Genomic DNA, 24,336 nt, shown 5'->3' with positions numbered 1-24,336 from the left:
CTCGGTGTCGTGGGGTCCGGTCAACCGCGACCGCTCGAGGAGCGGGCCCGGCGCGACACCGAGTCGATGCCGACCGCGAGCAGGAGCACGGCCCCGGTGATCATGAACCGCACCGACGAGTCGACGTTGATCAGGTTCAGACCGTTCTGGATAGCCTGCAGCACCAGGATGCCGAGCATGGCGGAGTACGCCGAGCCTCGGCCGCCGAAGAGGCTGGTGCCGCCGATGACCGCCGCCGCGATGGCGGTGAGGTTGGTGTCGGTCGTGCCGGAGCTCTGGGACACCGAGGTCAGCTGGGCAGCGGCGAGCAGCCCACCGAGCGCCGCCATCACCGAGCACAGCGCGAAGACCGAGAAGTAGACCCGGTTCACCTTGATGCCCGACCGGCGGGACGCCTCCTCGTTGCCACCGACAGCGAACAGGTGCCGACCCCACTTCGTACGCCGCAGCGCGAAGTCCATGAGGACCACGAGCAGGGCGAACAGCAGCCAGAGATAGCTCCAGCCCTTGTCGATGTTGAGGTAGTAGGTCAGCCAGCCCAGGCCGATCGCGAGGGCCGCGGTCTTGATCCCCACGATCGCCAGCCACGGAGTGCTGAGCCCGGCGGCCTTGCGCGCCCGGTAGCTCCACATCTGGCTGCCGAGGTAGGCCAGCACGATGAGGAGGACGAGCACGTAGGACGTGGTGTCCCCGAGGAACTTGTAGCGCGCGAAGTCGACGAGCCCGGAGTCGGCAGGCAGGTTGATCGTGCCGTCGGTGCCGAGGACGTAGAGCAACGCGCCCTGGAAGGCCAGCAGACCTGCGAGGGAGAACACGAAGCTCGGTACGCCGATCCGGTTGTAGAGGACCGCGTAGAACGCGCCGATCGCCAGGCCGATGAGCAGCGCCGCCAGCACGCCGAAGACCATCGAGTGGCCCTTGTTGACGACCAGGACCGCCATGCAGGCGGCCGCGAAGCCACTGACCGAGCCGACGGACAGGTCGATCTCGCCGAGCAGCAGCACGAGCACGATGCCGAGCGAGATGATGCCGATCGGCGCCGCGAACTGGGTGATGCTGACCAGGTTGCGGGAGGAGAGGAAGATCGGCTCGCGCGCGTAGAACACGGCACTGATGATCACCAGGCCCAGGACCACGGGCAGGCTGCCGAGCTCACCGGACCGCAGCCGGTTCCAGAGCATCTTGGCCAGGCCGGAGACGCCCTGGCTCTTGATGAGCCGTTCGTCCAGCAGGTCCGCCGCGACCGGCGACGGCTCGGCCTCGGGCGGTGCGGTGGTGGTGTTGTCAGCCATGGGCTTCGTCCTTGTGTCTGGAGGCACGCGCTGCGACCACGTTGTCCGAGGCGCCGGTGATCGCGGCGACCAGCTCCTCGGTGGTGGCTTCCTCGACCCGGAACTCCGCGGCGTTGCGGCCGAGCCGCAGGACCACGATCCGGTCCGCGACGGCCTGCACGTCAGCCATGTTGTGGCTGATCAGGATCACGCCGAGACCGTTCTCCCGGAGCCGCTCGATGAGGTTCAGCACCTCGGCCGTCTGGGCGACACCCAGTGCGGCCGTGGGCTCGTCGAGCATCACGACCTTCGGGTTGCCGACCAGCGAGCGGGCGATCGCGACCGTCTGCCGCTGACCTCCGGAGAGGCTCGCGATCGGGATGCGGACCGAGGGGATCTTGGCGGAGAGGCTGCGCAGCAGCCGCCACGCCTCGGTCTCCATCTCGACCTCGCTCAGCACCGGACCCCTGGCCCGCTCCTGCCCGAGGAACAGGTTGGCCACCACGTCGAGGTTGTCGCACAGGGCCAGGTCCTGGAAGACCGTGGCGATGCCCAGGTCCTGGGCGTGCCGCGGACCGCCGACCTTGATGTGCTCGCCGGCGAGGGCGATCTCGCCCTCGTCGGCCTGGTAGACGCCGGAGATGACCTTGACGAGGGTCGACTTCCCGGCGCCGTTGTCGCCGACCAGGGCAACGACCTCACCGGGCGCCACGTCGAGGTGGACGTCGGTGAGGGCCTGGACCGCTCCGAATCGCTTGTGGACCCCGGTCAGGGAGAGCACGCTCTCCCTGACCGGAGCTTCCTGCTGGGACACGCTGCTCATCACTGGAGGCCGGCGGCCTTGCAGTCCGCAGCGAAGTCCGTGGTGCAGATGTCGTCGACGGAGTAGAAGCCGTCCTTGACGATGGTGTCGTTGACGTTGTCCTTGGTCACGACGATCGGCGTGAAGATGTACGACGTCACGCCGTTGTAGTCCGACTGCTCGATGCCGGTGTCGCTCTTGGTCGGGACGTCCTCACCCTTGGCGAGCTGGACGGCGACCTCGGCGGCCGTGTCGGCCTCGATCGGGATCGGCTTGTAGATGGTCATCGCCTGCTGGCCGGCGATGATCCGCTGGATCGCGGCGAGCTCGGCGTCCTGACCCGTGATCGGGGGCAGGGCGTTGGCGGACACGCCGGCACCGGTGAGGGCAGCGACCACGCCGCCGGCCTGGCCGTCGTTGGCGGCGTAGACGCCCTGGATCTTGTCGGCGCCGAACTTGGTGACCTGCTGGGTCGTGAACTGCTGCGCGTTGTCCGGGCTCCAGTCCGGGTTGTCGTACTCCGCGAGGATCTTCACGTTGCTGGAGTCCAGGACGCTGTGGGCGCCCTTCTTGAACTGCGCGGCGTTCGGGTCGCTCGGGGCGCCGTTGAGCATGATCATGCTGCCCTTGTCGCCCATCGCCTTGACCAGCGCGTCGGCCTGCATCTTGCCGACGGTCTCGTTGTCGAAGGACATGTAGTAGTCGACGCCCTCGATGAAGCGGTCGTAGGCGATGACCTTCGCGCCCGACTGCTGGGCGCTGGTGACCATGCCGCCGGCGCCGGCGCCGTTGACCGGGTCGAGCACGATGACGTCGGCGCCCTTGTTGATCGCGGAGTCGACCTGCTGCTGCTGCTTGGCCTCGTCCTGGTCGGCGTTGTAGTAGTCGACCGTGCAGTCGCTGCACAGCTCGCCGACCTTCTTCTCGAACAGCGGCTTGTCGAAGGCCTCGTAACGGGTCGTCTTCGACTCGGGCAGCAGCAGGGCAATGGTGCCGCCACTGCTGCCGCTGTCGCCGGAGTTGCTGGAGTCGTTGGCGCCGCAGGCTGCGAGCCCACCGGTGCCGATGATGAGCGCAGTCCCGAAGGCTGCGAGCCGGTGCAGGGGTGTGGACACGTATCTCTCCTCGACTGGGGGCTGCCATGGGCGGGCCCGGTGATCTGAGTCGAGTGTCGACGGTCACACCGTTGTCGTCAAGGCATGAACGCAAAATTGACGCACGAAGGTTATCTAACGACTTAATCTTCATGTCTTGACCACAAACGCGACGTGCGTCACAGTTCGACCATGCCCCACCGTCGCTCGGACCCCGCCCCGGGGTCGACGTCCTCGCTGCGCACCGCCAACCAGCAGCGCGTGCTGGACGTGCTGCGCGGCGGTACGACGGGGGGCGGCGACGACCCGGACGTCTTCACCCAGGCCGAGCTGGCCCGGGCCACCGGGCTGGCACCGGCCACGGTGTCCAACATCGTCCGCGAGCTCGCCGCGGCGGGCCTGGTCGACACCGACCCCGGCAGCGGGCGGCGCGGCTCCTCGGTGCGGCTGGGTCGGGCCGCGGGGCTGGTCGGGGGCGTCGACTTCGGGCACAGCCACGTCGCGGTCGCCGTCGGGGACCTCACCGGCCGGCTCATCGCCGAGGAGCGCAGCCGGCTCGAGGCCGGCCACCACCACCTCGAGGCGCTGCGGATGGCCGGCAAGATGCTGGACGCGATGGCGCCGGACCGCGCGACCCTGCGCCACATCGGCATGGGCCTCCCGGCGCCGGTGACCAACGACATCATCCGCTCCTCGGCGATCTTCCCCGGCTGGGAGGGCGTGGACGCCCGTGCCGCGGCCGAGGCCGAGCTCGGCATCCCCGTGCACGTCGAGAACGACGCCAACCTCGGCGCCCTCGCCGAGCACCGCCAGGGCGTCGGACGCGGCCACGACAGCTCGGTCTTCGTGAAGATCTCCTCCGGTGTCGGTGCCGGCATCATCATCGACAACAAGCTCTTCCACGGCGCCGGCGGCAGCGCGGGCGAGATCGGGCACCTCACCCTGGACGACCAGGGACCGCTGTGCCGCTGCGGCAGCCGCGGCTGCCTGGAGGCCTACACCTCGGTCGGCAACGTGCTGGCGATGATGGCGGGGCAGCTCCCCGAGGCCGACCTCGACGCCATCGTGGCAGCGGCGCGCAGCGGCAACGTCTCGGCGCAGCGCGCGTTCGAGGACGCCGGGCTGCACCTGGGCTGGGGCCTGGCGAGCATCGTGAACCTGCTCAACCCGTCGCTGGTGGTCGTCGGGGGCGACATGGCGCGGGCGGGCGAGCTGCTGCTGGAGTCGGCACGGATCGGGCTGCGCCGGCACGCGCTGGACTCCGTCGCCCTCACCCCGGTGCTGGCCAGCGAGCTCGGCGAGCGGGCGAGCCTGGTCGGAGCGGTCCTGCTGGCCGCGGAGCGGACCGAGCTGCTCGTCGACCACGTGTGAGCCGCGTCGCTGCGGGGAATGCTGCCGGCAGGTCTCGGGTACTCCACCAGCTCACCCCCGAACGGAGAACACAATGGCCTTCCTGCTCTGGATCATCGCCGTCATCCTCGTCATCGCCGGCATCGTCCAGCTCTTCAAGCGACAGATCCTCTGGGGCGTCGTGCTGATCATCGTCGGCTTCGCCGTCGGCCCCGGCGGGTACAGCATCTTCAACAAGTGAGACCGACGACGCAGGGCGGGGGCGATCCCCCGCCCTGCGTCGCATCTCGGGGCCTGTGCGCCTCGGGCAGAGGGTGTGCTCAGTCGCCGAGCACGACCTCGACCTCGAACCCCTCGGAGCTCTCCAGGTAGAGCGCGGTGTGCGCCTCTCCCCCGGCGTGGGGGTAGCGGTCCGCGAACAGCTCGTGCCACCCGTGCGCCGACGACTCAGCTCGGATCCGGTCCAGCGTCGTCCGGTCCTCGACCGTCAGCGCGAGGTGGTTCAGCCCCGGGCGCATCCGGTCGTACGCCGCGTCGACCTGGTCGCTCGACCGCTCCAGGAACAGGTAGGTGCCGTCCGGGTGCTGCCAGGCGACGTCGTCGTACTCCCAGCCCAGCTCACCGAGGAGCCACCCCCACTCGGCGACCGCGATGGCCGGGTCCTCCACCCACAGGTCGAGGTGGTGCACGGCCCGCGTCACGCGGTCACTCCCACTCGATCGTGCCCGGCGGCTTCGAGGTGATGTCGACGGTGACCCGGTTGACCTCGCGGACCTCGTTGGTGATGCGGGTGGAGATCTTCTCCAGCACGTCGTAGGGCAGTCGCGCCCAGTCGGCGGTCATCGCGTCCTCGGAGGTGACCGGGCGCAGCACGACCGGGTGGCCGTAGGTGCGACCGTCCCCCTGGACGCCCACCGAGCGCACGTCGGCGAGCAGCACGACCGGGAACTGCCAGATGTCGCGGTCCAGCCCGGCGCGGGTGAGCTCCTCGCGGGCGATCGCGTCGGCCTCGCGCAGGATGTCGAGGCGCTCGCGGTCGACGGCGCCGATGATCCGGATCGCCAGCCCGGGACCCGGGAAGGGGTGCCGCCAGACGATCTCGGCGGGCAGGCCGAGCTGCTCGCCGACCAGGCGCACCTCGTCCTTGAACAAGGTCCGCAGCGGCTCGACCAGCTCGAACTCGAGGTCGTCGGGCAGGCCGCCGACGTTGTGGTGGGACTTGATGTTGGACGTGCCCGCGCCGCCGCCGGACTCCACGACGTCGGGGTACAGCGTCCCCTGGACCAGGAAGGCGACCTTGTCGCCCTCGGCGGCGCTCTTCGCGAGCACCTCGGCCTCGGCGGCCTCGAAGACGCGGATGAACTCGCGGCCGATGATCTTGCGCTTCTCCTCGGGGTCGGAGACCCCGGCGAGGGCGTCGAGGAACCGCTTCTCGGCGTCCACGACGTGCAGGTCGACGCCGGTGGCGGCCACGAAGTCGCGCTCCACCTGCTCGGCCTCGCCCTTGCGCAGCAGCCCGTGGTCGACGAAGACGCAGGTCAGCCGGTCGCCGATGGCTCGCTGGACCAGCGCCGCCGCCACCGCGGAGTCCACGCCGCCGGAGAGGCCACAGATGGCCCGGCCCGCGTCGCCGATCTGCTCGCGGATCCGCTCGATCTGCTCCTCGACGATGTTGACCATCGTCCACGTCGGCCGGCAGCCGGCGATGTGGTGCAGGAAGTGCTCGAGCACCTTCTGGCCGTGCTGGGTGTGCATCACCTCGGGGTGCCACTGCACTCCCGCGAGGCCGCGGGCGACATCCTCGAACGCCGCGACCGGGGTGACGTCGGTGGAGGCCAGCACCGTGAACCCTGCGGGGGCCGCGGTGACCGAGTCACCGTGCGACATCCAGACGGTGTGCTCGGCCGGGAGCTCGGCGAGCAGGGTGCCGGACTCGCTCACGGTGACGGGCGTGCGGCCGTACTCCCGGGCACCGGTGTGGGCGACCTCGCCGCCCAGGCCACGGGCCATGAGCTGGAAGCCGTAGCACATGCCGAAGACCGGCACGCCCGCCGTGAACAGCGTGGAGTCGATCGACGGCGCGCCCTCGGCGTAGACCGAAGAGGGTCCGCCGGACAGCACGATCGCCTTGGGCCGGCGGGCGAGCATCTCCTCGACCGGCATCGTGTGCGGGACGATCTCGGAGTAGACCCGTGCCTCGCGGACGCGGCGGGCGATGAGCTGGGCGTACTGCGCCCCGAAGTCGACCACCAGGACCAGATCGTGGTCCGTCACCTGAGTCATGGAGAGGGGCGCCCTTTCGACGTCGTACGGCGAGGCACCAGCGTACCGAGGACCCCGGCCGGCGGACGAAACGAGTCCTTTCGTGCTGCCGGACCGGGGAAGGACGGCCGGGCCGGGGCCATGCACCTGTGCACCTCACCGGTGTTTCGAGCGGGCGAAATGCATCAGGGCCCGGCCGGGGAGGGAGGGTGGCCGGGCCCTGATCGTCCACGCAGCTGCTGGACAGTGCCTGGACCACGGGACCCGGCGATTGGGAGGGAGCATGACTGCCGGGTCCGCTGGCTCAACGACGCCCCGGCAGCCGGGTTACGGCACGTTCCGGAATGTTTCTTCGGGCCGGGCCGACGTTGCCCAGGCTGCCTCGGACAGCGGCGGGGTCAGCTGACTCCCACGATCGGCAGCCGCAGCGCCGCCGGGGCCTCGGCGGGGACAGCGGGCGAGCGCGGCGTCACCGGCTCGAGGCGTTGGTACGCCGTGCCGAGCGGCGGCCGCCGGTCCGGCTCGCCCTTGTTGGGCCAGAACGACATCGCCCGCTCCGCCTGCGCGGTGATCGTCAGCGACGGGTTCACGCCGAGGTTGGCGGTCACCGCCGACCCGTCGGCGACGTGCAGGCCGGGGTGGCCGTAGACGCGCTGCCACGGGTCGATGACCCCGGTCTCGGGGCTGTCCCCGATCGCGCAGCCACCCAGGAAGTGCGCGGTCAGGGGTCGGTTGAACGGCTCGCCGATCGAGCCGCCCGGAGTGCCGCCCATGAACTTCGCCATCAGCCGGACCGCGACGTTGCCGGCCGGGATCCAGGTCGGGTTCGGCACGCCGTGCCCCTGCTTGCTGGTCAGGTAGCGCTTCCGAGTGCCGGGGACGCGCTTGGTGTAGGTGGTGATCGAGTTGTCGAGGCTCTGCATCACCAGCGCGATGACCGTCCGCTCCGACCAGTGCTTGAGGTCGTAGAGGTCGGCGACGTTGCGGCGCTGGCTCCACATCTCCTTCAGCCAGGTGCGCCAGCGCGGCTCCGGTCCGTCGCCGTCGGTCAGCACCGTCTGCATGAGTGACATGAAGTTGCTGCCCTTGCCGTAGCGGCAGGGCTCGATGTGCGTGTCGGGGTCGGGGTGGAAGCTCGACGTGATCGCGATGCCCTGGCTGTAGTCGATCGTCGTGTCGGGGGCGATCGCGCCCATGATCGACTCGGAGTTGGTCCGCGACAGGTGGCCCAGGCGCTGCGAGATGCGCGGCAGGTGGCCCTCGTCGCGCATCCGGTGCAGCAGTCGCTGGGTGCCCAGCGAGGACGCCGCGAAGACGACCTGCTCGGCCGTGAGCACCCGACGGGCCGACCGACGCCCGGTCTTCGCCTTGGTGAACTTCACGTGGACGTCGTACCCGCCGGTGGACCGGGGGCGGACCCGGGTCACCGTCGTGAGCGGCAGCACCCGTGCGCCGTTCCGCTCGGCGAGGTAGAGGTAGTTCTTGACCAGGGTGTTCTTGGCGTTGTGCCGGCACCCGCTCATGCACTCACCGCAGCCGATGCACGCGGTGCGCTCCGGGCCGGCCCCGCCGAAGAACGGGTCGGCGACGGTCTCGCCGGGCTCCCCGCCCGGCCCACCGAAGAAGACGCCCACCGGCGTCGGGTGGAAGGTGTCCCCCACGCCCATCTCGGTGGCGACGTGCTCCATGACGTCGTCGGCCGGGGTGCGCAGCGGGTTCTCGACCACGCCGAGCATCCGCTTGGCCTGGTCGTAGTACGGCGCCAGCTCCGACCGCCAGTCGGTGATGTGGCTCCACTGCGGGTCGGTGTAGAACGCCGGCAGTGGCTCGTAGAGCGTGTTGGCGTAGACCAGGGAGCCGCCGCCCACTCCGGCGCCCGACACGATCAGGCAGTCGCGCAGCGCGTCGATGCGCTGGATGCCGTAGCAGCCGACCTCGGGACGGAACAGGTAGCGCTTGACGTCCCAGGAGTTGTCGGCGAAGTCCTGGTCCTCGAAGCGGGCGCCCGCCTCGAGGACACCGACGCGGTAGCCCTTCTCGGTCAGTCGCAACGCGGTGACGGAGCCACCGAAGCCGGAGCCGACGACCAGGACGTCGAAGTCGTGCTCGCTCATGCTCGTCCCAGCTTCCTCATCAGGCGGAGGTTGGCGGTCATCACCTTCGCGTAGGTCTCGTCCGACATGCCGAGCATGGGCGCGAACCGGACCAGGCGCTGGGTCGCGACCGACTGCGACTCGGTGTAGCGCAGGATCCCCTCGCTTCCCTGCCGCCGGCCCATGCCGGACTCCCGCATGCCGCCCATCGGCGAGTCGATGCTGGCGAACGTCGCTCCGAACGCCTCGTTCACGTTGACGGTGCCGCACCTGATCTCGCGGGCGATCGCGCGGGCCCGAGGGCCGTCCTGGCTGTAGATCGAGGCGTTGAGGCCGTACTCCCCGGCGTTGGCGCGAGCGACCGCGTCGGCCTCGTCGTGGAAGCGGTACAACGAGACGACCGGGCCGAACGTCTCGTGGCCGAAGCAGGCCATGTCCGGCGTGACCCCCTCGAGGATCGTGGGCTCGTAGAAGTACGGGCCGAGATCGGGGCGCGGGCGACCGCCGGTGAGCACACGGGCGCCCTTGGCGAGGGCGTCGTCGACGTGCGCGACCACGGCGTCCAGCTGCTCCTGCGAGATCAGCGACCCCATGTCGTTGCCCCAGTCCAGCGTGGCCCCCAGCGTCATCGCCTGGGTACGGGCGACGAAGCGCTCGACGAACCGGTCGTAGACCTGGTCGACGACGAACATCCGCTCGATCGACACGCAGAGCTGGCCCGCGTTCGAGAACGACGCGCGCACGGCACCCTCGGCGGCCTTCTCGAGGTCGGCGTCGCGCAGCACCAGCAAGGGGTTCTTGCCGCCGAGCTCGAGGGAGCACCCGATCAGCCGATCGGCACAGCCCCGCGCGACGAGCCTGCCGGTCGCCGTCGAGCCGGTGAAGCAGATGTAGTCCGCGTGCCCGATGATCGAGGTGCCGACCCTGGACCCGGGGCCGGCGACGACCTGCCACAGGTCCCGCGGGAGGCCCGCTTCCTCGAGCAGCTCGGCTCCGAGCAGCGCCGACAACATCGTCTGCGCGTCGGGCTTGGCCACGACCGCGTTGCCGGCCATCAGGGCCGGGAGACCGTCGCACAGCGCCATCGTGAACGGGTAGTTCCACGGGGAGATGATCCCGACGACGCCCTTGGGCACCCGGTTGACCTCCACCCGGGTCAGGCCGGGGACGACCCCCAGCTTGCGCTGCGTGTCGAGGTGCGCGTGCGCGGTGCGGGCGTAGTAGCGAGCCGTCAGCGCGATGTGCAGCGGCTCGTCGAAGGCATGCTTGCGGGCCTTGCCCGACTCCCACACGATCAGGTCGATGATCTCGTCCTGGCGCTCCAGCACCAGGTCGTGCAGCCTGAGCAGGATCGCGGAGCGCTCCTCCAGCGAGGTGCGCGCCCAGCCGGCCTGCGCACGACGGGCCCGCGCGAAGGCCTCGGCGACGTCGTCGTCGGTGGACTGGGGGATGTGCGCCAACGGCGCACCGTTCAGCGGCGAGCGCACCTCGACCGAGCTGCCGGACGTCGCCAGGACCCGACGCGTCAGTCGCGTGGTCAGCTCCGGCTCCAGCGCGTACGCCGCGGTCGGGTCGTGCTCGGGATCGTGCGGGCCCTCCACCGTCGGGCCGCCCGAGGGAGTGGGAGTCTGCGCGCTCATGTACCGAGAGTATGTGACCCCCGTCTCGCTCACTACCCTCGGGTAGCAAGTGAGACGTTTTACACACGCCAACGCTTTGTCAAGGTTTGGCGCCGCGGGACGGCGGCAAGGCTCCCCGCCCCGGGGCCGGACCACCGCGGCCACCCCGACGAACGAGGGACCAACCATGGTGAAGCAGCAGACCCAGGTGCTCACGGGCGCCACGATCATCCTCCTCGTGGTGCTGGGGGTGGTGGGCTACAACGTCCTCGTCACCGAGGAGCCACTCGAGTCGCCACCCCTGTGGCTGCTCGCGGCACAGGGCGCGGGAGGGCTGCTGGCCCACCTTCTCTGCGACGCGGTCGGCTACCGCGCGCCGGCTCTTCCTCCCGGCACCCCCCGTGAAGACGCGACCCGCATCGGCCTCGCCGCGTTCCAGTCCCGGCTGATGCTCCGGATCGCACTCGCCGAGTCGATCGCCCTGATGTCGCTGTCGGCGGGATTCGTCCTCGGCGGCGGGGGCGCGTGGCCGGGCTACCTCACCGGCGCGGCAGTGTCCGCCGTGCTGCTCGCCGTGCACTGCTGGCCGTGGTCCCGTCCGGTCGACCGGACCGAGCGGGCGCTCGCCCGGGACGGCGCACGCGTCGGGCTGCGCGAGGCCTTCGGGCTCGAGCCGCGCCTGACCGGGCCGATCCAGGAGCTGTGAACTCCATCGGCGCGGAATTGCTCTGTAAATGCAGGTAGGGCCACCCCGTGGGGGTGGCCCTACCTTGAATGTTTGTCCGGCGGCGTCCTACTCTCCCACAACCTCGCGGTTGCAGTACCATCGGCGCTGAAAGGCTTAACTTCCGGGTTCGGGATGGGACCGGGTGTTTCCCTTTCGCTATGGCCGCCGTAACTCTGGCGGAAACACACGCACCCAAAACCTTCGTTGGGGGTGTTTCCAAGCTCTTTGTTCAGTTGATCTGCTGAAGTGGAATTGTTTGTTCCACCTGGCCAACAATGGTTTGTTGGTCGGGAACTGCGTAGTGGACGCGGGCATCACCAGTCGATGTAGCCACATTGTGTTGTGGTGATGTGTGTGTGGGACAAGCCCTCGGCCTATTAGTACCGGTCGGCTGGGCATTACTGCTGTACACCTCCGGCCTATCAACCCAGTGTTCTGCTGGGGGCCTTACCCCATCGAGTGGGTGGGAAACCTCATCTTGAAACGTGCTTCCCGCTTAGATGCATTCAGCGGTTATCACTTCCGAACGTAGCCAACCAGCCGTGCCCCTGGCGGGACAACTGGCACACCAGAGGTTCGTCCATCCCGGTCCTCTCGTACTAGGGACAGCCTTTCTCAAGTTTCCTGCGCGCGCGGCGGATAGGGACCGAACTGTCTCACGACGTTCTAAACCCAGCTCGCGTGCCGCTTTAATGGGCGAACAGCCCAACCCTTGGGACCTACTCCAGCCCCAGGATGCGACGAGCCGACATCGAGGTGCCAAACCATCCCGTCGATATGGACTCTTGGGGAAGATCAGCCTGTTATCCCCGGGGTACCTTTTATCCGTTGAGCGACGTCGCTTCCACATGCCGACGCCGGATCACTAGTTCCGACTTTCGTCCCTGCTCGACATGTCTGTCTCACAGTCAAGCTCCCTTGTGCACTTACACTCAACACCTGATTGCCAACCAGGCTGAGGGAACCTTTGAGCGCCTCCGTTACATTTTAGGAGGCAACCGCCCCAGTTAAACTACCCATCAGGCACTGTCCCTGATCCGGATAACGGACCTAGGTTAGACATCTAGTACGACCAGAGTGGTATTTCAACGATGACTCCACAACCACTGGCGTGGCCGCTTCACAGTCTCCCACCTATCCTACACAAGCCGAACCAAACACCAATACCAAACTATAGTAAAGGTCCCGGGGTCTTTCCGTCCTGCCGCGCGTAACGAGCATCTTTACTCGTAGTGCAATTTCGCCGAGTCCACGGTTGAGACAGCGCCCAAGTCGTTACTCCATTCGTGCAGGTCGGAACTTACCCGACAAGGAATTTCGCTACCTTAGGATGGTTATAGTTACCACCGCCGTTTACTGGGGCTTAAGTTCTCAGCTTCGAACTTGCGTTCTTACCGGTCCCCTTAACCTTCCAGCACCGGGCAGGAGTCAGTCCGTATACATCGTCTTACAACTTCGCACGGACCTGTGTTTTTAGTAAACAGTCGCTTGGGCCTGGTCTCTGCGGCCATCACCGCTCCCACCGCTAGGGCGTTCACGGATCCGGCCCCCCTTCTCCCGAAGTTACGGGGGCATTTTGCCGAGTTCCTTAACCATGGTTTGCTCGATCGCCTTGGTATTCTCTACCTGATCACCTGAGTCGGTTTGGGGTACGGGCGGCGCGTAGCTCGCTAGAGGTTTTTCTCGACAGCATAGGATCATCCACTTCCCCCATACGGGGTCCCCATCACATCTCAGGCCCGACATCAAAGTCAGCCATCCGGATTTGCCTAGATGGCGCCCTACCTGCTTAGCCGTACACAACCATCGGTACGGTTGGACTACCTTCCTGCGTCACCCCATCGCTTGACTACTACCAGCTCGGGTCCCACGCTACGCCCAAGCGCCTCGCCCCGAAGGGTCCGGTCACCTGGGTTTCGGATGGTTAGCATCACCGGGTTCGTCATGGGCGCTACTTTGCCGGTACGGGAATATCAACCCGTTGTCCATCGACTACGCCTGTCGGCCTCGCCTTAGGTCCCGACTTACCCAGGGCAGATTAGCTTGACCCTGGAACCCTTGATCATTCGGCGGAAGAGTTTCTCACTCTTCATTCGCTACTCATGCCTGCATTCTCACTCGTGTCGCGTCCACCACTCGATCACTCGGCAGCTTCACTCGCGACACGACGCTCCCCTACCCATCCAGAGTTCTGAACCACGAAGGCTTGAATATTCTCTGAATGCCATAGCTTCGGCGGATGACTTGAGCCCCGCTACATTGTCGGCGCGGAATCACTTGACCAGTGAGCTATTACGCACTCTTTCAAGGGTGGCTGCTTCCAAGCCAACCTCCTGGTTGTCACTGCGACTCCACATCCTTTTCCACTTAGTCACCGCTTAGGGGCCTTAGCTGATGGTCTGGGCTGTTTCCCTCTCGACTACGGAGCTTATCCCCCGCAGTCTCACTGCTGCGCTCTCACTTACCGGCATTCGGAGTTTGGCTAACGTCAGTAACCTGGTAGGGCCCATCGGCTATCCAGTGCTCTACCTCCGGCAAGAAACACGCAACGCTGCACCTAAATGCATTTCGGGGAGAACCAGCTATCACGAAGTTTGATTGGCCTTTCACCCCTATCCACAGGTCATCCCCTCAGTTTTCAACCTAAGTGGGTTCGGTCCTCCACGTCGTCTTACCGACGCTTCAACCTGCCCATGGATAGATCACTTCGCTTCGGGTCTTGATCGTGCTACTCAAACGCCCTATTCGGACTCGCTTTCGCTACGGCTTCCCCACACGGGTTAACCTCGCAACACAACGCAAACTCGCAGGCTCATTCTTCAAAAGGCACGCCGTCACAACCCACAAGGGATCGCTCCGACGGATTGTAGGCACATGGTTTCAGGTACTATTTCACTCCCCGCCAGGGGTACTTTTCACCTTTCCCTCACGGTACTTGTCCGCTATCGGTCATCAAGGAGTATTTAGGCTTAACGGGTGGTCCCGCCAGATTCACACGGAATTTCAGGGGTTCCGTGTTACTTGGGATAACACTCAACAGTCACGGGCTTACCTCTACGGGGCTATCACCCTCTACGGCGCCACTTTCCAATGGACTTCAACTTCACCCGTGATTTCTCACTGTTCGACTCACCGGCAGATGAACCAGAATGCTCCCACAACCCCCGCTACGCAACCCCTGCCGGGTATCACACGCAACGGGTTTGGCCTCATCCGATTTCGCTCGCCACTACTCTCGGAATCACTATTGTTTTCTCTTCCTGTGGGTACTGAGATGTTTCACTTCCCCACGTTCCCTCCACACACCCTATATATTCAGGCGCGGGTAACTGGACATGACTCCAGCTGGGTTTCCCCATTCGGACACCCCCGGATCACAGCTCGGTTGCCAACTCCCCAGGGCTTATCGCAGGCTCCTACGTCCTTCATCGGCTCTTGATGCCAAGGCATCCACCATGTGCCCTTCATAGCTTGTCTCACAAACACAACACGACAACAACTACTACTACAAAGACACACACCAACACCCCCCAATCAAAGGGGCATCAGTGCACACACCACACACCAGCTCTCACCGGTGCGCGATGCAAGATGCTCGCGTCCACTATGCAGATCTCAAACAACAAACCCACCAAGCCCAACCCCACACCACCCAGGTGCGGGACCGGCCAAGGAGGCCCAGAAGACTCAGTTGCCTGATCCTTCAGGACCCAACAGTGTGCCAACCCCACCCCCAGCAGCGACCGCACCAGGTTCCACACCCACCAGCCGAAGCTGGACAGGCAGTACTGAGGCACGACCACCCACCCGGGGCGATCCTTCATCGACGATTCCACTAGTGAACACCACCAATGCCACCCAGACGCTTCGTGACCGAACGGCCAGCTGGATGTGCGGGGCATGTGCTCCTTAGAAAGGAGGTGATCCAGCCGCACCTTCCGGTACGGCTACCTTGTTACGACTTCGTCCCAATCGCCAGCCCCACCTTCGACGGCTCCCTCCCACAAGGGGTTAGGCCACCGGCTTCGGGTGTTGCCGACTTTCGTGACGTGACGGGCGGTGTGTACAAGGCCCGGGAACGTATTCACCGCAGCGTTGCTGATCTGCGATTACTAGCGACTCCGACTTCATGGGGTCGAGTTGCAGACCCCAATCCGAACTGAGACCGGCTTTTTGGGATTCGCTCCGCCTTACAGCATCGCAGCCCTTTGTACCGGCCATTGTAGCATGCGTGAAGCCCTGGACATAAGGGGCATGATGACTTGACGTCATCCCCACCTTCCTCCGAGTTGACCCCGGCAGTCTCCTATGAGTCCCCGGCATGACCCGCTGGCAACATAGGACGAGGGTTGCGCTCGTTGCGGGACTTAACCCAACATCTCACGACACGAGCTGACGACAGCCATGCACCACCTGTATACCGACTAAAAGGGGCTCTATCTCTAGAGCTTTCCGGCATATGTCAAACCCAGGTAAGGTTCTTCGCGTTGCATCGAATTAATCCGCATGCTCCGCCGCTTGTGCGGGCCCCCGTCAATTCCTTTGAGTTTTAGCCTTGCGGCCGTACTCCCCAGGCGGGGCGCTTAATGCGTTAGCTGCGGCACGGAACCCGTGGAATGGATCCCACACCTAGCGCCCAACGTTTACGGTGTGGACTACCAGGGTATCTAATCCTGTTCGCTCCCCACACTTTCGCTCCTCAGCGTCAGGACATGCCCAGAGAACCGCCTTCGCCACCGGTGTTCCTCCTGATATCTGCGCATTTCACCGCTACACCAGGAATTCCGTTCTCCCCTGCATGCCTCTAGTCTGCCCGTATCGGAAGCAAGCCATGAGTTAAGCCCATGGTTTTCACTCCCGACGCGACAAACCGCCTACGAGCCCTTTACGCCCAATAATTCCGGACAACGCTCGCACCCTACGTATTACCGCGGCTGCTGGCACGTAGTTGGCCGGTGCTTCTTCTGTACCTACCGTCACTTGCGCTTCGTCGGTACTGAAAGAGGTTTACAACCCGAAGGCCGTCATCCCTCACGCGGCGTTGCTGGATCAGGCTTCCGCCCATTGTCCAATATTCCCCACTGCTGCCTCCCGTAGGAGTCTGGGCCGTGTCTCAGTCCCAGTGTGGCCGGTCACCCTCTCAGGCCGGCTACCCGTCGAAGCCTTGGTAGGCCATTACCCCACCAACAAGCTGATAGGCCGCGAGCACATCCTCCACCGAAAAAACTTTCCACCAACACCACATGCGCAGGTTGGTCGTATCGGGTATTAGCCACCGTTTCCGGTAGTTATCCCCAAGTGAAGGGCAGATTACTCACGTGTTACTCACCCGTTCGCCGCTCGAGTACCCCCGAAAGGGCCTTTCCGCTCGACTTGCATGTGTTAAGCACGCCGCCAGCGTTCGTCCTGAGCCAGGATCAAACTCTCCGTTGAAAAACAACACCCACAACCACCCCAAAAAAAGAGCGAGCCGCGGGAAAAAGAGATGCCTGACAGGAGACACTGACAAATTGTCAGAATCATTGTCAAAGAAACCATCAACCAACACCAGGCAAAACCTGGAATCAGTCAACGGGGCATTACAAACTAATTCGTCGACTATGACACACTGTTGAGTTCTCAAGAATCAGACGCACACCGCGCTCCGGGCTTTTCGGGCCCCTCGCTGCGGCGACTTCGTAAACTTTAGCGGAACGTTTTCCACCCCGCAATTCGAGGCTTTCCACCCTCCGCCCCCCGCGCAGCACCATTCACCGGCTTTCCGGGGACGCCTCTCCGGCGCACACCCATCCACCCGAAAGATGTTGGTTGGAGGTCATCACCTCGGGGCCGGCCGCCCAACCCTCAGGTCTTGCGGCCCGCCGCTCCCTGGCGACCCGGAGAACATTAGACAGGTCTGCGCCGAAGCACAAATCGGGCCCGTCACCACCCTCCGGGCCCGCTGGGCGTGCGTCCGGGTCGCGGGCGACCGGGCCCGACGCAGACTGGATCCATGATGGGTCTCGAGGTGGCACGGGCGCTCCGCGACGCGGGCGTGGTCTGGCGGCCCCGCAAGGGTGACCGGTTCGCGATCCCCGACCGCGACCTCGACGACCACGTCTTCGTCCTCAGCGACATGGTCGTCGAGCTGCTCGAGGTGCCGGACGGCGACCGGATCCTGGCCTTCAACGGCACCACCGAGTGGGCGCTGGATGCGCTCGAGGCGAGCGAGGCGGTGTGGCTCCCGCGCGAGGACCAGCTCCGGGACCTGCTCGGTGACCGCTTCGTCTCCCTCGAGCGCCTGCCGGGGGCTACCGCCGGCTGGGCGGTCACGATGCGCGACGGTCGCGGCGAGGTCCGGCACGTCGACGTCGACGCGGAGGCGGCGTACGTGCGCGCGGTGGTGCACCTGCTGGCCGACTGAGCTTCCTCACCTCCCCCCGGTGGCCGCTGCCCGGCGCAGGACGACCCCGGCCGGGCCCGTCAGGTGCGGACGCGGTGAGGTCGTTCCTCGCCCCACCGCCTCGGAGCGCGGAGGCTTCTGTGCCGTGAACAGCCAGACACGGAACAGCTTGTCCAGCTGCTTGCCGGAGATGCGCTCGGCCAGGTGCTCGAACCGGGCGGTCGTCCCCGTCCCGCCACCCTGCACGGCCGGCCAGCGCCGCAGGATCCGGAAGAAGTCGCGGCCGCCCACGCGCTCTCGCAGTGCCTGCACGGTCATCGCCCCCCGCAGGTAGACCGCGCCGTCGAACATCCGGTCGGGACCCGGGTCCCCGATCCGCAGGTCCCAGAACGGGTCGCCCCGCGGGATCCCGCGGAACACGCTGCCGGCGATGGCCTTCGGTCCGGGGCCGCCCTCGTGGGCGCTCCACATCCACTCGGCGTACTGCGCGAAGCCTTCGTTCAGCCAGATGTGCCGCCACCGGCGGACTCGCACGCTGTCGCCGTACCACTGGTGGGCCAGCTCGTGGACGACGACGGAGTCGCCGTCCGGCTGGTCGACGAAGAACGCCGAGGCGTAGACGGGCCGGGTCTGCGTCTCCAGCGCGAACTGGAGCCGGTCCTCCCGGTCCACGATGCCGCCGACCGCCTCGAACGGGTAGGGCCCGAAGCGCTGGGCGAGGAACCGGACGATCTCCGGCTCACGGGCGAAGGACTTGCGGGCCACCGCGCCGGGCGAGGCAGGTGTGTCGTCAGCCGTCCCGACGATCCAGTTGTTCTCGTTCCCCGGGCTGCTGGTCGGCGGCCCGGTCACGTGCCAGCCGTCCATGGCGTCGCCGTCGTCCTCGAACGAGGTCGAGCCCACTCCCCCGGGTGCCGTGACGTCGTCGACGAAGGCGCCGTACAGCTGGAAGACGTCGTCGCTGACGGTACTGAGCGAGACCTGGACGTCGGAGCCGGCGTACCGGTCGAGGTCGACGACCCAGTGCTCGTAGCCGTCGCTGCTGCCGGTGGCGGCACGCCAGACGCCGGTCGTGCCGTGCGGTCTGCAGCCTCCCGCCTGGCCGGCGGTCTGGTAGTGCCTCAGGAACGGGTGGATCGGGAGCCAGTACGGGCACGAGTTGCCCGTGCTGCGGCTGGTGTGCCCGTTCCGGTCGGGCAGCGTCGTCCAGTCCCGGGAGCCGACAGGGTGCGCTTCGACCATGAAGTAGTCCCAGTCCTGCTCGGTCTGCCGGTTCACCCAGAACGACAGCTCTCCACCGTCCGCTGGGACGCTGATGGTGCGGCTGAGCCGCTTGTAGGACGAGTCGGCCCGCTGTGACAGCGCGAACCGGCTGCCCGTTCGCGGCACGGCGACCGGCTCGTCGAGCCGCGGGTCGACCGCATCGGCGTACGACAGACCGCCCCGTTCGTAGCTGTTCACGTCGAAGTGGCCGATGTCGATGGTCGTCAGGTACGACGCCATCGGGTCACGCGCCTGCCAGGTCCAGGTGGTCGATCCACCGTCGGCGACGCTGCCGGCGAGGACACCGTTGGCCACGACCTGGAGGTCGGTGGGCGCGGTGACCTCGAAGGTGTAGCTCGCCTTGTCGCTCGGGTGGTCGTTGACGGGGTACCACGACGCGGCTGCGTGCGGCTGCCCGGCGACGAGGGCGCCGTCGTCGGTCCCGAACCAGCCTCCGGCACCCAGCGACTCGCTCTCGATCAGCTGGGGCACGCCGTCGTAGGTGACCTCGGTGACGAAGCCGTGGCCGCGCTTGATGCCCGGCCCCGCGGGATCGACGACCAGCTCCTTGCCGTCCCGGTGCCAGTCGGCCTTGCGGCCGTCGACCCGCACCGAGCTCACGTCGAGACCGACGAGGTCGAGGTCGAAGCTGGACAGGTTCGCGCGTGCCCGGGACCGGATGGTCGCCACACCCTGGATGCCACCGGTGCCGGGATCGAAGTCGATCTTCAGTCCGTAGTGGCGGGCGTCGTACCCGCCGTTGCCGTCCCGCGGGAAGTAGGGATCACCGACGCCCGGGGCGCCGGGACTGTAGTCGCGCGATGCGGCGGAGCTGACCGTCGCGCCGGCGGGTACCGCGAGCGCGAGCGCGACGAGGGCGACAAGGGCGGTCCGGCCCGAGACGGTTCTGGACATGGTGGCCTCCTCCCGCCACCATCACCCCGGCCGTCCGGTCGGGTCCAGACCCCGCACGACAATGACCCAAGATCGGTGACGCACCGGTCAGCGCAGCCGGGGGCCGAGCGTCGGGGGTCGGTCCACGTGCATGGTGCGGACCCGTCGGGTCCCGGCCACCACCTCGGGGTCGAGGTCCGCGATCGCGACGCCCTCCTCCTCCCCCAGCCGGGCCAGCGGACGTCCCTCGGGGTCGAGGACCGCCGAACCGCCGATGAAGGAGCGTGCGCCGCACCGCCCCGTCGCGGCGGCCAGCACGACGTACATGCCGTTGTCGAGGGCGCGGGCGGCCAGTGCGGTGTCGCGACGGTGCGCGGCGCCGGGGAAGAAGGCTGCCGAGCAGAGGTAGGCCGCGGCACCGTCGTCGGCGGCGGCGCGGGCGTGCTCCGGGAAGCTGCTGTCGTAGCAGATCGAGAGCCCGAGCTCGACCCCGTCGACGGTGATCGACGCCCCGTGGTCACCGGAGCTGAAGAACGGACGCTCGTCGGCGTCGAGGTGCTGCTTGTCGTACGGCGCGCTGACGACGCCGTCGGGCCGCACCACCAGCATCGACAGCGTGCGCCGGTCGCCGCGGTCCAGCGGCGTGCTCACGACGACGACCGAGCCGGCCTCGGCCGCGGCGCTGCGCAGCGGGTCCAGCCAGGGCCCGTCCAGGTCGTCCGCACGCGGGATCGAGCCGGCGAAGACGTCCTCGGCGTACCCCGTGAGGAACGCCTCGGGGAGGACCACGACCCTGACCCCCTGGCTCCCGGCGAGCGAGACCAGTCGCGCCGCGGTGGCGACGTTCGCCGTCACGTCACCGGGGACGGCGGCAGCCTGGGCAGCGGCGACGAGCATCGGCTACTCGACGACGACCTCGACCCGCTGGAACTCCTTGAGGTCGGTGTAGCCGGTCGTGGCCATGGACCGCCGCAGGGCGCCCATCAGGTTCATGGTGCCGTCGGCGACGCGGGAGGGACCGAAGAGGATCTCCTCGAGGGTGCCCACCGTGTCGAACCGGACGCGCTGGCCCCGCGGCAGCTCGGCGTGGTGGGCCTCGGTGCCCCAGTGGAAGCTGCGGCCGGGGGCGTCGGAGGCCCGCGCGAACGGCGAGCCCACCATGACGGCGTCGGCGCCGCAGGCGATCGCCTTGGCGATGTCACCCGAACGGCCGATCGAGCCGTCGGCGATGACGTGGACGTAGCGGCCACCCGACTCGTCCATGTAGTCGCGGCGGGCCGCGGCGACGTCGGCGACGGCCGAGGCCATCGGCACCGCCACGCCGAGCACGGTGCGGGTGGTGTGGGCGGCGCCGCCACCGAAGCCGACGAGCACGCCGGCTGCGCCGGTGCGCATCAGGTGCAGGGCCGCTTGGTACGTCGCGCACCCGCCGACGATGACCGGGACGTCGAGCTCGTAGATGAACTCCTTGAGGTTCAGCGGCTCGGCCTGCGAGGAGACGTGCTCGGCGGAGACCGTGGTGCCGCGGATGACGAACATGTCGACGCCGGCGTCGACCACGGTCTTCGCGAACTCCTTGGTCCGCTGGGGCGACAGCGACCCGGCCACGGTCACCCCGGCCTCGCGGACCTCGCGGAGCCGCTCGGTGATGAGCTCGGGACGGATCGGCGCGGTGTAGATCTCCTGCATCCTGCGGGTGGCGTCGCTGCCCTCGAGCCCGGCGACCTCCTCCAGCAGGGACGTGGGGTCGTCGTACCGCGTCCAGAGCCCCTCGAGGTTGAGCACGCCGAGACCGCCGAAGCGACCGAACGCGATCGCCGTCTCCGGCGACATCACCGAGTCCATCGGGGCGGCCATCACCGGCAGCTCGAAGCGGTAGGCGTCGATCTGCCAGGCGACGCTCACCTCCTCGGGGTCACGCGTGCGCCGCGACGGCACGATCGCCACGTCGTCGAAGGAGTAGGCACGACGCGCGCGCTTGGCACGCCCGATCTCGATCTCGGTCACAGGTCAGCTCCTCGGCTGTGGTCGCAGACAGGCTCGACCAGCGGTGGTCGGGCTCAACGGCCGGTGTAGTTGGGGGCCTCGACGGTCATCTGCACGTCGTGGGGGTGGCTCTCCTTGAGCGAGGCGGAGGTGATCCGCACGAAGCGGCCCTTCTCCTGCAGCTCGGGGACGGTGCGGGCGCCGACGTAGAACATCGACTGGTTCAGGCCACCGATGAGCTGGTGGGAGACCGCCGCGAGCGGGCCCCGGTAGGCGACCTGGCCCTCGATGCCCTCGGGCACGATCTTGTCGTCGCTGGTGACCTCGGCCTGGAAGTAGCGGTCCTTGGAGTAGGACTTCTTGCCGCGGCTGGACATCGCGCCGAGGGAGCCCATCCCCCGGTAGGACTTGTACTGCTTGCCGTTGACGAAGACCAGCTCGCCCGGGGACTCCTCGCACCCGGCGAGCAGCGACCCCAGCATCACGGTGTCGGCTCCGGCGACCAGCGCCTTCGCGATCTCGCCGGAGTGCTTCATGCCACCGTCGGCGATCACCGGGACACCCGCGGGCTTGGCGGCCAGCGAGGCCTCGTAGACCGCCGTCACCTGCGGGACCCCGACGCCGGTGACGACACGCGTGGTGCAGATGGAGCCCGGGCCCACCCCGACCTTGATCGCGTCGGACCCCGCGTCGACGAACGCCTGCGCGCCCTCGCGGGTGGCGACGTTGCCGCCGATGACCTGCACGTGCCGGGTCGCCGGGTCGGTCTTGAGCCGCTTGACCATGTCGAGCAGCAGCCGCACGTTGCCGTGGGCGGTGTCGGCCACGAGCACGTCCACGCCGGCCTCGACCAGAGTGGTCGCGCGCTGCCAGGCATCACCGAAGTAGCCGATCGCCGCGCCGACGAGCAGCCGCCCGTCGGCGTCGTAGGACGCGTTGGGGAACTGCTCGGACTTCACGAAGTCCTTGACCGTGATCAGGCCGGCCAGGCGACCGTCGTCGTCGACGAGCGGCAGCCGCTCGCGCTTGTGCTTGCGCAGCAGGAGCGTGGCCTCGTCGCGGGAGATGCCCACCGGGCCGGTGATCAGCGGCATCGGCGTCATGACCTCGTCGACCTTGGTGGTCGCCCACTCCGCGACCGGGGTGAAGCGCAGGTCGCGGTTGGTGATGATGCCGAGCAGCCGGTTGTCGGTGTCGACCACCGGGAGGCCGGAGACGCGGTACTCGCCGCAGATCCGGTCGAGCTCCTCCAGCGTCGCGTCGGGGCCGATCGTCACCGGGTTGGAGATGATGCCGGTCTGGGTGCGCTTGACGAGGTCGACCTGGTAGGCCTGGTCCTCGATCGACAGGTTGCGGTGGAGCACGCCGAGGCCACCCTGGCGGGCCATCGCGATGGCCATCCGGGACTCGGTGACCGTGTCCATGGCGGCGCTGACGAGGGGCACCTTGAGCTGGATCTCGCGGGTCAGCCGCGAGGTCGTGTCGATGTCCGAGGGCGCCAGGTCCGAGTGCCCGGGCAGCAGCAGGACGTCGTCGTAGGTCAGGCCGAGGGCGGCGAACTTGTCGGGGAGCTCCACCCGGAGCATCCTACCGAGGTCCGCCGCCCCGACCGAAGTCGCGGCGGCCCGATCCGGTCAGCTCGGCAGCGGCCGCAGCGAACGGACCGGCACCCGCACGGTCAGCTGGTCGGCCGCCATCCGGATCCGGGCACGGAGACCGGCGGCGAGCACCATCGGCAGCACCGCCTGGTTGTCCGCGCGCGTGGTGAGCACGATCTCCGTGGCGCCCATCGAGCCCGCCAGCCTGGCCGCGTCGACGAGGAGCCGGGTGCCGATGCCCCGGCGCTGCCACGCCGGGTCGACGCGGAGGGTGACCGGGCGGACGTCGGGCTCGCCGACCAGGGCCGGCCGGACCACCGCGAGTCCCACCGGGGTGTCGTCGATCGTCGCCCGGACCGCGTCGTCCTCGACGGCGTACTCCGGCGTCGAGCCGTGCCCGACGCGGCGACCCGGTGCGGGGCCCGCCACGGCCTCGCGTCCCCGGGCCAGGACGTCGGAGACCAGCTCGGCCAGGGCCGAGCCGCGGGCGTGCTCGGTCGCGGTGAACGGTGCCGTCCGACGCACCTGCACCTGCACGTCCCCCACCCTCATGTCCATCACGTCCTGGACGGAGGCCAGGTCCCCCGGCGCCGGGTCGGCCTCGGCGTCGAACAGCATGGCCACGATCTCCGGGAACGAGGCGGGCTGGGCCAGGATCGTGCGGGCCGCCTGCACGTAGCGGGTGGGCTGGTCGGTGAGCGCGGCCTCGGTGCACGGCGCGGCGCTGACGGCCAGCCCGCCGGAGGCCTCCACGACGCCGGCGATCTCCGGCAGGCCCCAGCCCGGCGGCGTGCGCAGCACCAGCTCGTCGGTCACCGCCTCGATGCCCGGGAAGATCTGCAGCCCGAGGATGTTCACCCCCGCCTCCCCGCAGTTCCGGGCGAGCACGGCCAGCGAGCCCGGACGGTCGGGCAGGGTCGTACGAACTCTCCACAACATGGGTCCCCCCTCGGTCGATGTGCGGATGCCCGCACTCTGCACGGACGACGTTGCCG

General features: G+C 67.6%; 16 protein-coding genes and 3 rRNA genes. 4 read left to right on the top strand and 15 right to left on the bottom strand.

Going from position 1 to position 24,336, the window contains the following annotated elements; all coding sequences use genetic code 11:
• Positions 1 to 20 precede the first annotated feature (20 nt).
• From ACZ43H_RS01140 to ACZ43H_RS01130, 3 genes are read right to left on the bottom strand one after another with little or no spacing between them, the layout of a single operon-like run.
• Positions 21 to 1,292 carry a sugar ABC transporter permease gene (locus ACZ43H_RS01140; protein ID WP_464587049.1) on the bottom strand — a complete coding sequence of 424 codons (1,272 nt, stop codon included), beginning with the start codon at positions 1,290 to 1,292 and terminating at the stop codon, positions 21 to 23.
• On the bottom strand, positions 1,285 to 2,085 hold the full coding sequence (locus ACZ43H_RS01135) for an ATP-binding cassette domain-containing protein (protein WP_464587047.1): 801 nt from the start codon (positions 2,083 to 2,085) through the stop codon (positions 1,285 to 1,287). Before ACZ43H_RS01135 ends, ACZ43H_RS01140 begins: the two co-directional genes overlap by 8 nt.
• Positions 2,086 to 2,093: 8 nt before the next feature.
• A complete protein-coding gene (locus tag ACZ43H_RS01130) occupies positions 2,094 to 3,188 on the bottom strand; it encodes an ABC transporter substrate-binding protein (RefSeq protein ID WP_464587045.1) in 1,095 nt (364 codons plus the stop codon).
• Between the two features lie 171 nt (positions 3,189 to 3,359).
• Here ACZ43H_RS01130 and ACZ43H_RS01125 point away from each other — a divergent pair, with 171 nt between their 5' ends.
• Positions 3,360 to 4,538, top strand: coding sequence for an ROK family protein (locus ACZ43H_RS01125; protein WP_464587043.1), 1,179 nt, complete (start codon positions 3,360 to 3,362; stop codon positions 4,536 to 4,538).
• A 73-nt stretch (positions 4,539 to 4,611) separates the two neighbouring features.
• Positions 4,612 to 4,758: a GPGG-motif small membrane protein gene (locus ACZ43H_RS01120; RefSeq protein WP_464587041.1), complete on the top strand. Its 147-nt coding sequence runs from the start codon at positions 4,612 to 4,614 to the stop codon at positions 4,756 to 4,758.
• A 79-nt stretch (positions 4,759 to 4,837) separates the two neighbouring features.
• On the opposite strand, the gene ACZ43H_RS01115 is transcribed toward ACZ43H_RS01120, so the two are convergent.
• From ACZ43H_RS01115 to ACZ43H_RS01100, 4 genes are all read right to left on the bottom strand, one after another.
• On the bottom strand, positions 4,838 to 5,218 hold the full coding sequence (locus tag ACZ43H_RS01115) for a VOC family protein (RefSeq protein WP_464587039.1): 381 nt from the start codon (positions 5,216 to 5,218) through the stop codon (positions 4,838 to 4,840).
• A gap of 4 nt (positions 5,219 to 5,222) precedes the next feature.
• The gene (gene guaA, locus ACZ43H_RS01110) at positions 5,223 to 6,800 is read right to left on the bottom strand and encodes a glutamine-hydrolyzing GMP synthase (RefSeq protein WP_464587038.1); all 1,578 of its coding nucleotides are present in this window, start codon (positions 6,798 to 6,800) and stop codon (positions 5,223 to 5,225) included.
• 377 nt (positions 6,801 to 7,177) lie between these two features.
• Complete coding sequence (locus ACZ43H_RS01105; RefSeq protein WP_464587036.1) at positions 7,178 to 8,893, bottom strand: GMC oxidoreductase; 1,716 nt, start codon at positions 8,891 to 8,893, stop codon at positions 7,178 to 7,180.
• Positions 8,890 to 10,512, bottom strand: coding sequence for a succinic semialdehyde dehydrogenase (locus ACZ43H_RS01100; RefSeq protein ID WP_464587034.1), 1,623 nt, complete (start codon positions 10,510 to 10,512; stop codon positions 8,890 to 8,892). Before ACZ43H_RS01100 ends, ACZ43H_RS01105 begins: the two co-directional genes overlap by 4 nt.
• 166 nt (positions 10,513 to 10,678) lie before the next feature.
• Between ACZ43H_RS01100 and ACZ43H_RS01095 the strand changes: the two genes are divergently transcribed.
• Positions 10,679 to 11,197, top strand: coding sequence for a hypothetical protein (locus ACZ43H_RS01095; protein ID WP_464587032.1), 519 nt, complete (start codon positions 10,679 to 10,681; stop codon positions 11,195 to 11,197).
• Between the two features lie 74 nt (positions 11,198 to 11,271).
• On the opposite strand, the gene rrf is transcribed toward ACZ43H_RS01095, so the two are convergent.
• From rrf to ACZ43H_RS01080, 3 genes are all read right to left on the bottom strand, one after another.
• A 5S ribosomal RNA gene (gene rrf / locus ACZ43H_RS01090) occupies positions 11,272 to 11,388 on the bottom strand.
• Positions 11,389 to 11,575: 187 nt separating this feature from the next.
• A 23S ribosomal RNA gene (locus ACZ43H_RS01085) occupies positions 11,576 to 14,695 on the bottom strand.
• A 436-nt stretch (positions 14,696 to 15,131) separates the two neighbouring features.
• Positions 15,132 to 16,651: ribosomal RNA gene (locus ACZ43H_RS01080) — 16S ribosomal RNA — on the bottom strand.
• Together the 16S, 23S and 5S rRNA genes form the textbook arrangement of a ribosomal RNA operon.
• A 559-nt stretch (positions 16,652 to 17,210) precedes the next feature.
• Here ACZ43H_RS01080 and ACZ43H_RS01075 point away from each other — a divergent pair.
• Positions 17,211 to 17,621 (top strand): pilus assembly protein CpaE, encoded by a 411-nt coding sequence (locus tag ACZ43H_RS01075; RefSeq protein ID WP_464587030.1) that lies wholly within the window; start codon positions 17,211 to 17,213, stop codon positions 17,619 to 17,621.
• A gap of 6 nt (positions 17,622 to 17,627) precedes the next feature.
• Here ACZ43H_RS01075 and ACZ43H_RS01070 read toward each other — a convergent pair whose 3' ends face one another.
• The 5 genes from ACZ43H_RS01070 to ACZ43H_RS01050 form a co-directional block, all read right to left on the bottom strand.
• Positions 17,628 to 19,778, bottom strand: a complete 2,151-nt coding sequence (locus tag ACZ43H_RS01070; protein WP_464587028.1) for a M1 family metallopeptidase — start codon at positions 19,776 to 19,778, stop codon at positions 17,628 to 17,630.
• Positions 19,779 to 19,865: 87 nt separating this feature from the next.
• Positions 19,866 to 20,654, bottom strand: a complete 789-nt coding sequence (locus ACZ43H_RS01065) for a carbon-nitrogen hydrolase family protein (protein ID WP_464587026.1) — start codon at positions 20,652 to 20,654, stop codon at positions 19,866 to 19,868.
• A 3-nt stretch (positions 20,655 to 20,657) separates the two neighbouring features.
• Positions 20,658 to 21,764: a GuaB3 family IMP dehydrogenase-related protein gene (locus ACZ43H_RS01060; RefSeq protein WP_464587024.1), complete on the bottom strand. Its 1,107-nt coding sequence runs from the start codon at positions 21,762 to 21,764 to the stop codon at positions 20,658 to 20,660.
• A gap of 53 nt (positions 21,765 to 21,817) precedes the next feature.
• Entirely contained in the window at positions 21,818 to 23,329 is a 1,512-nt protein-coding gene (gene guaB / locus ACZ43H_RS01055) for an IMP dehydrogenase (RefSeq protein ID WP_464587022.1), read from the bottom strand.
• Between the two features lie 48 nt (positions 23,330 to 23,377).
• The gene (locus ACZ43H_RS01050) at positions 23,378 to 24,280 is read right to left on the bottom strand and encodes a GNAT family N-acetyltransferase (RefSeq protein ID WP_464587020.1); all 903 of its coding nucleotides are present in this window, start codon (positions 24,278 to 24,280) and stop codon (positions 23,378 to 23,380) included.
• Positions 24,281 to 24,336 lie beyond the last annotated feature (56 nt).

The organism is Nocardioides sp. DN36 (assembly GCF_055380375.1).
The sequence above is the reverse complement of the archived record's forward strand: the minus strand, read 5'-3'. Positions and strand labels throughout refer to the sequence as shown.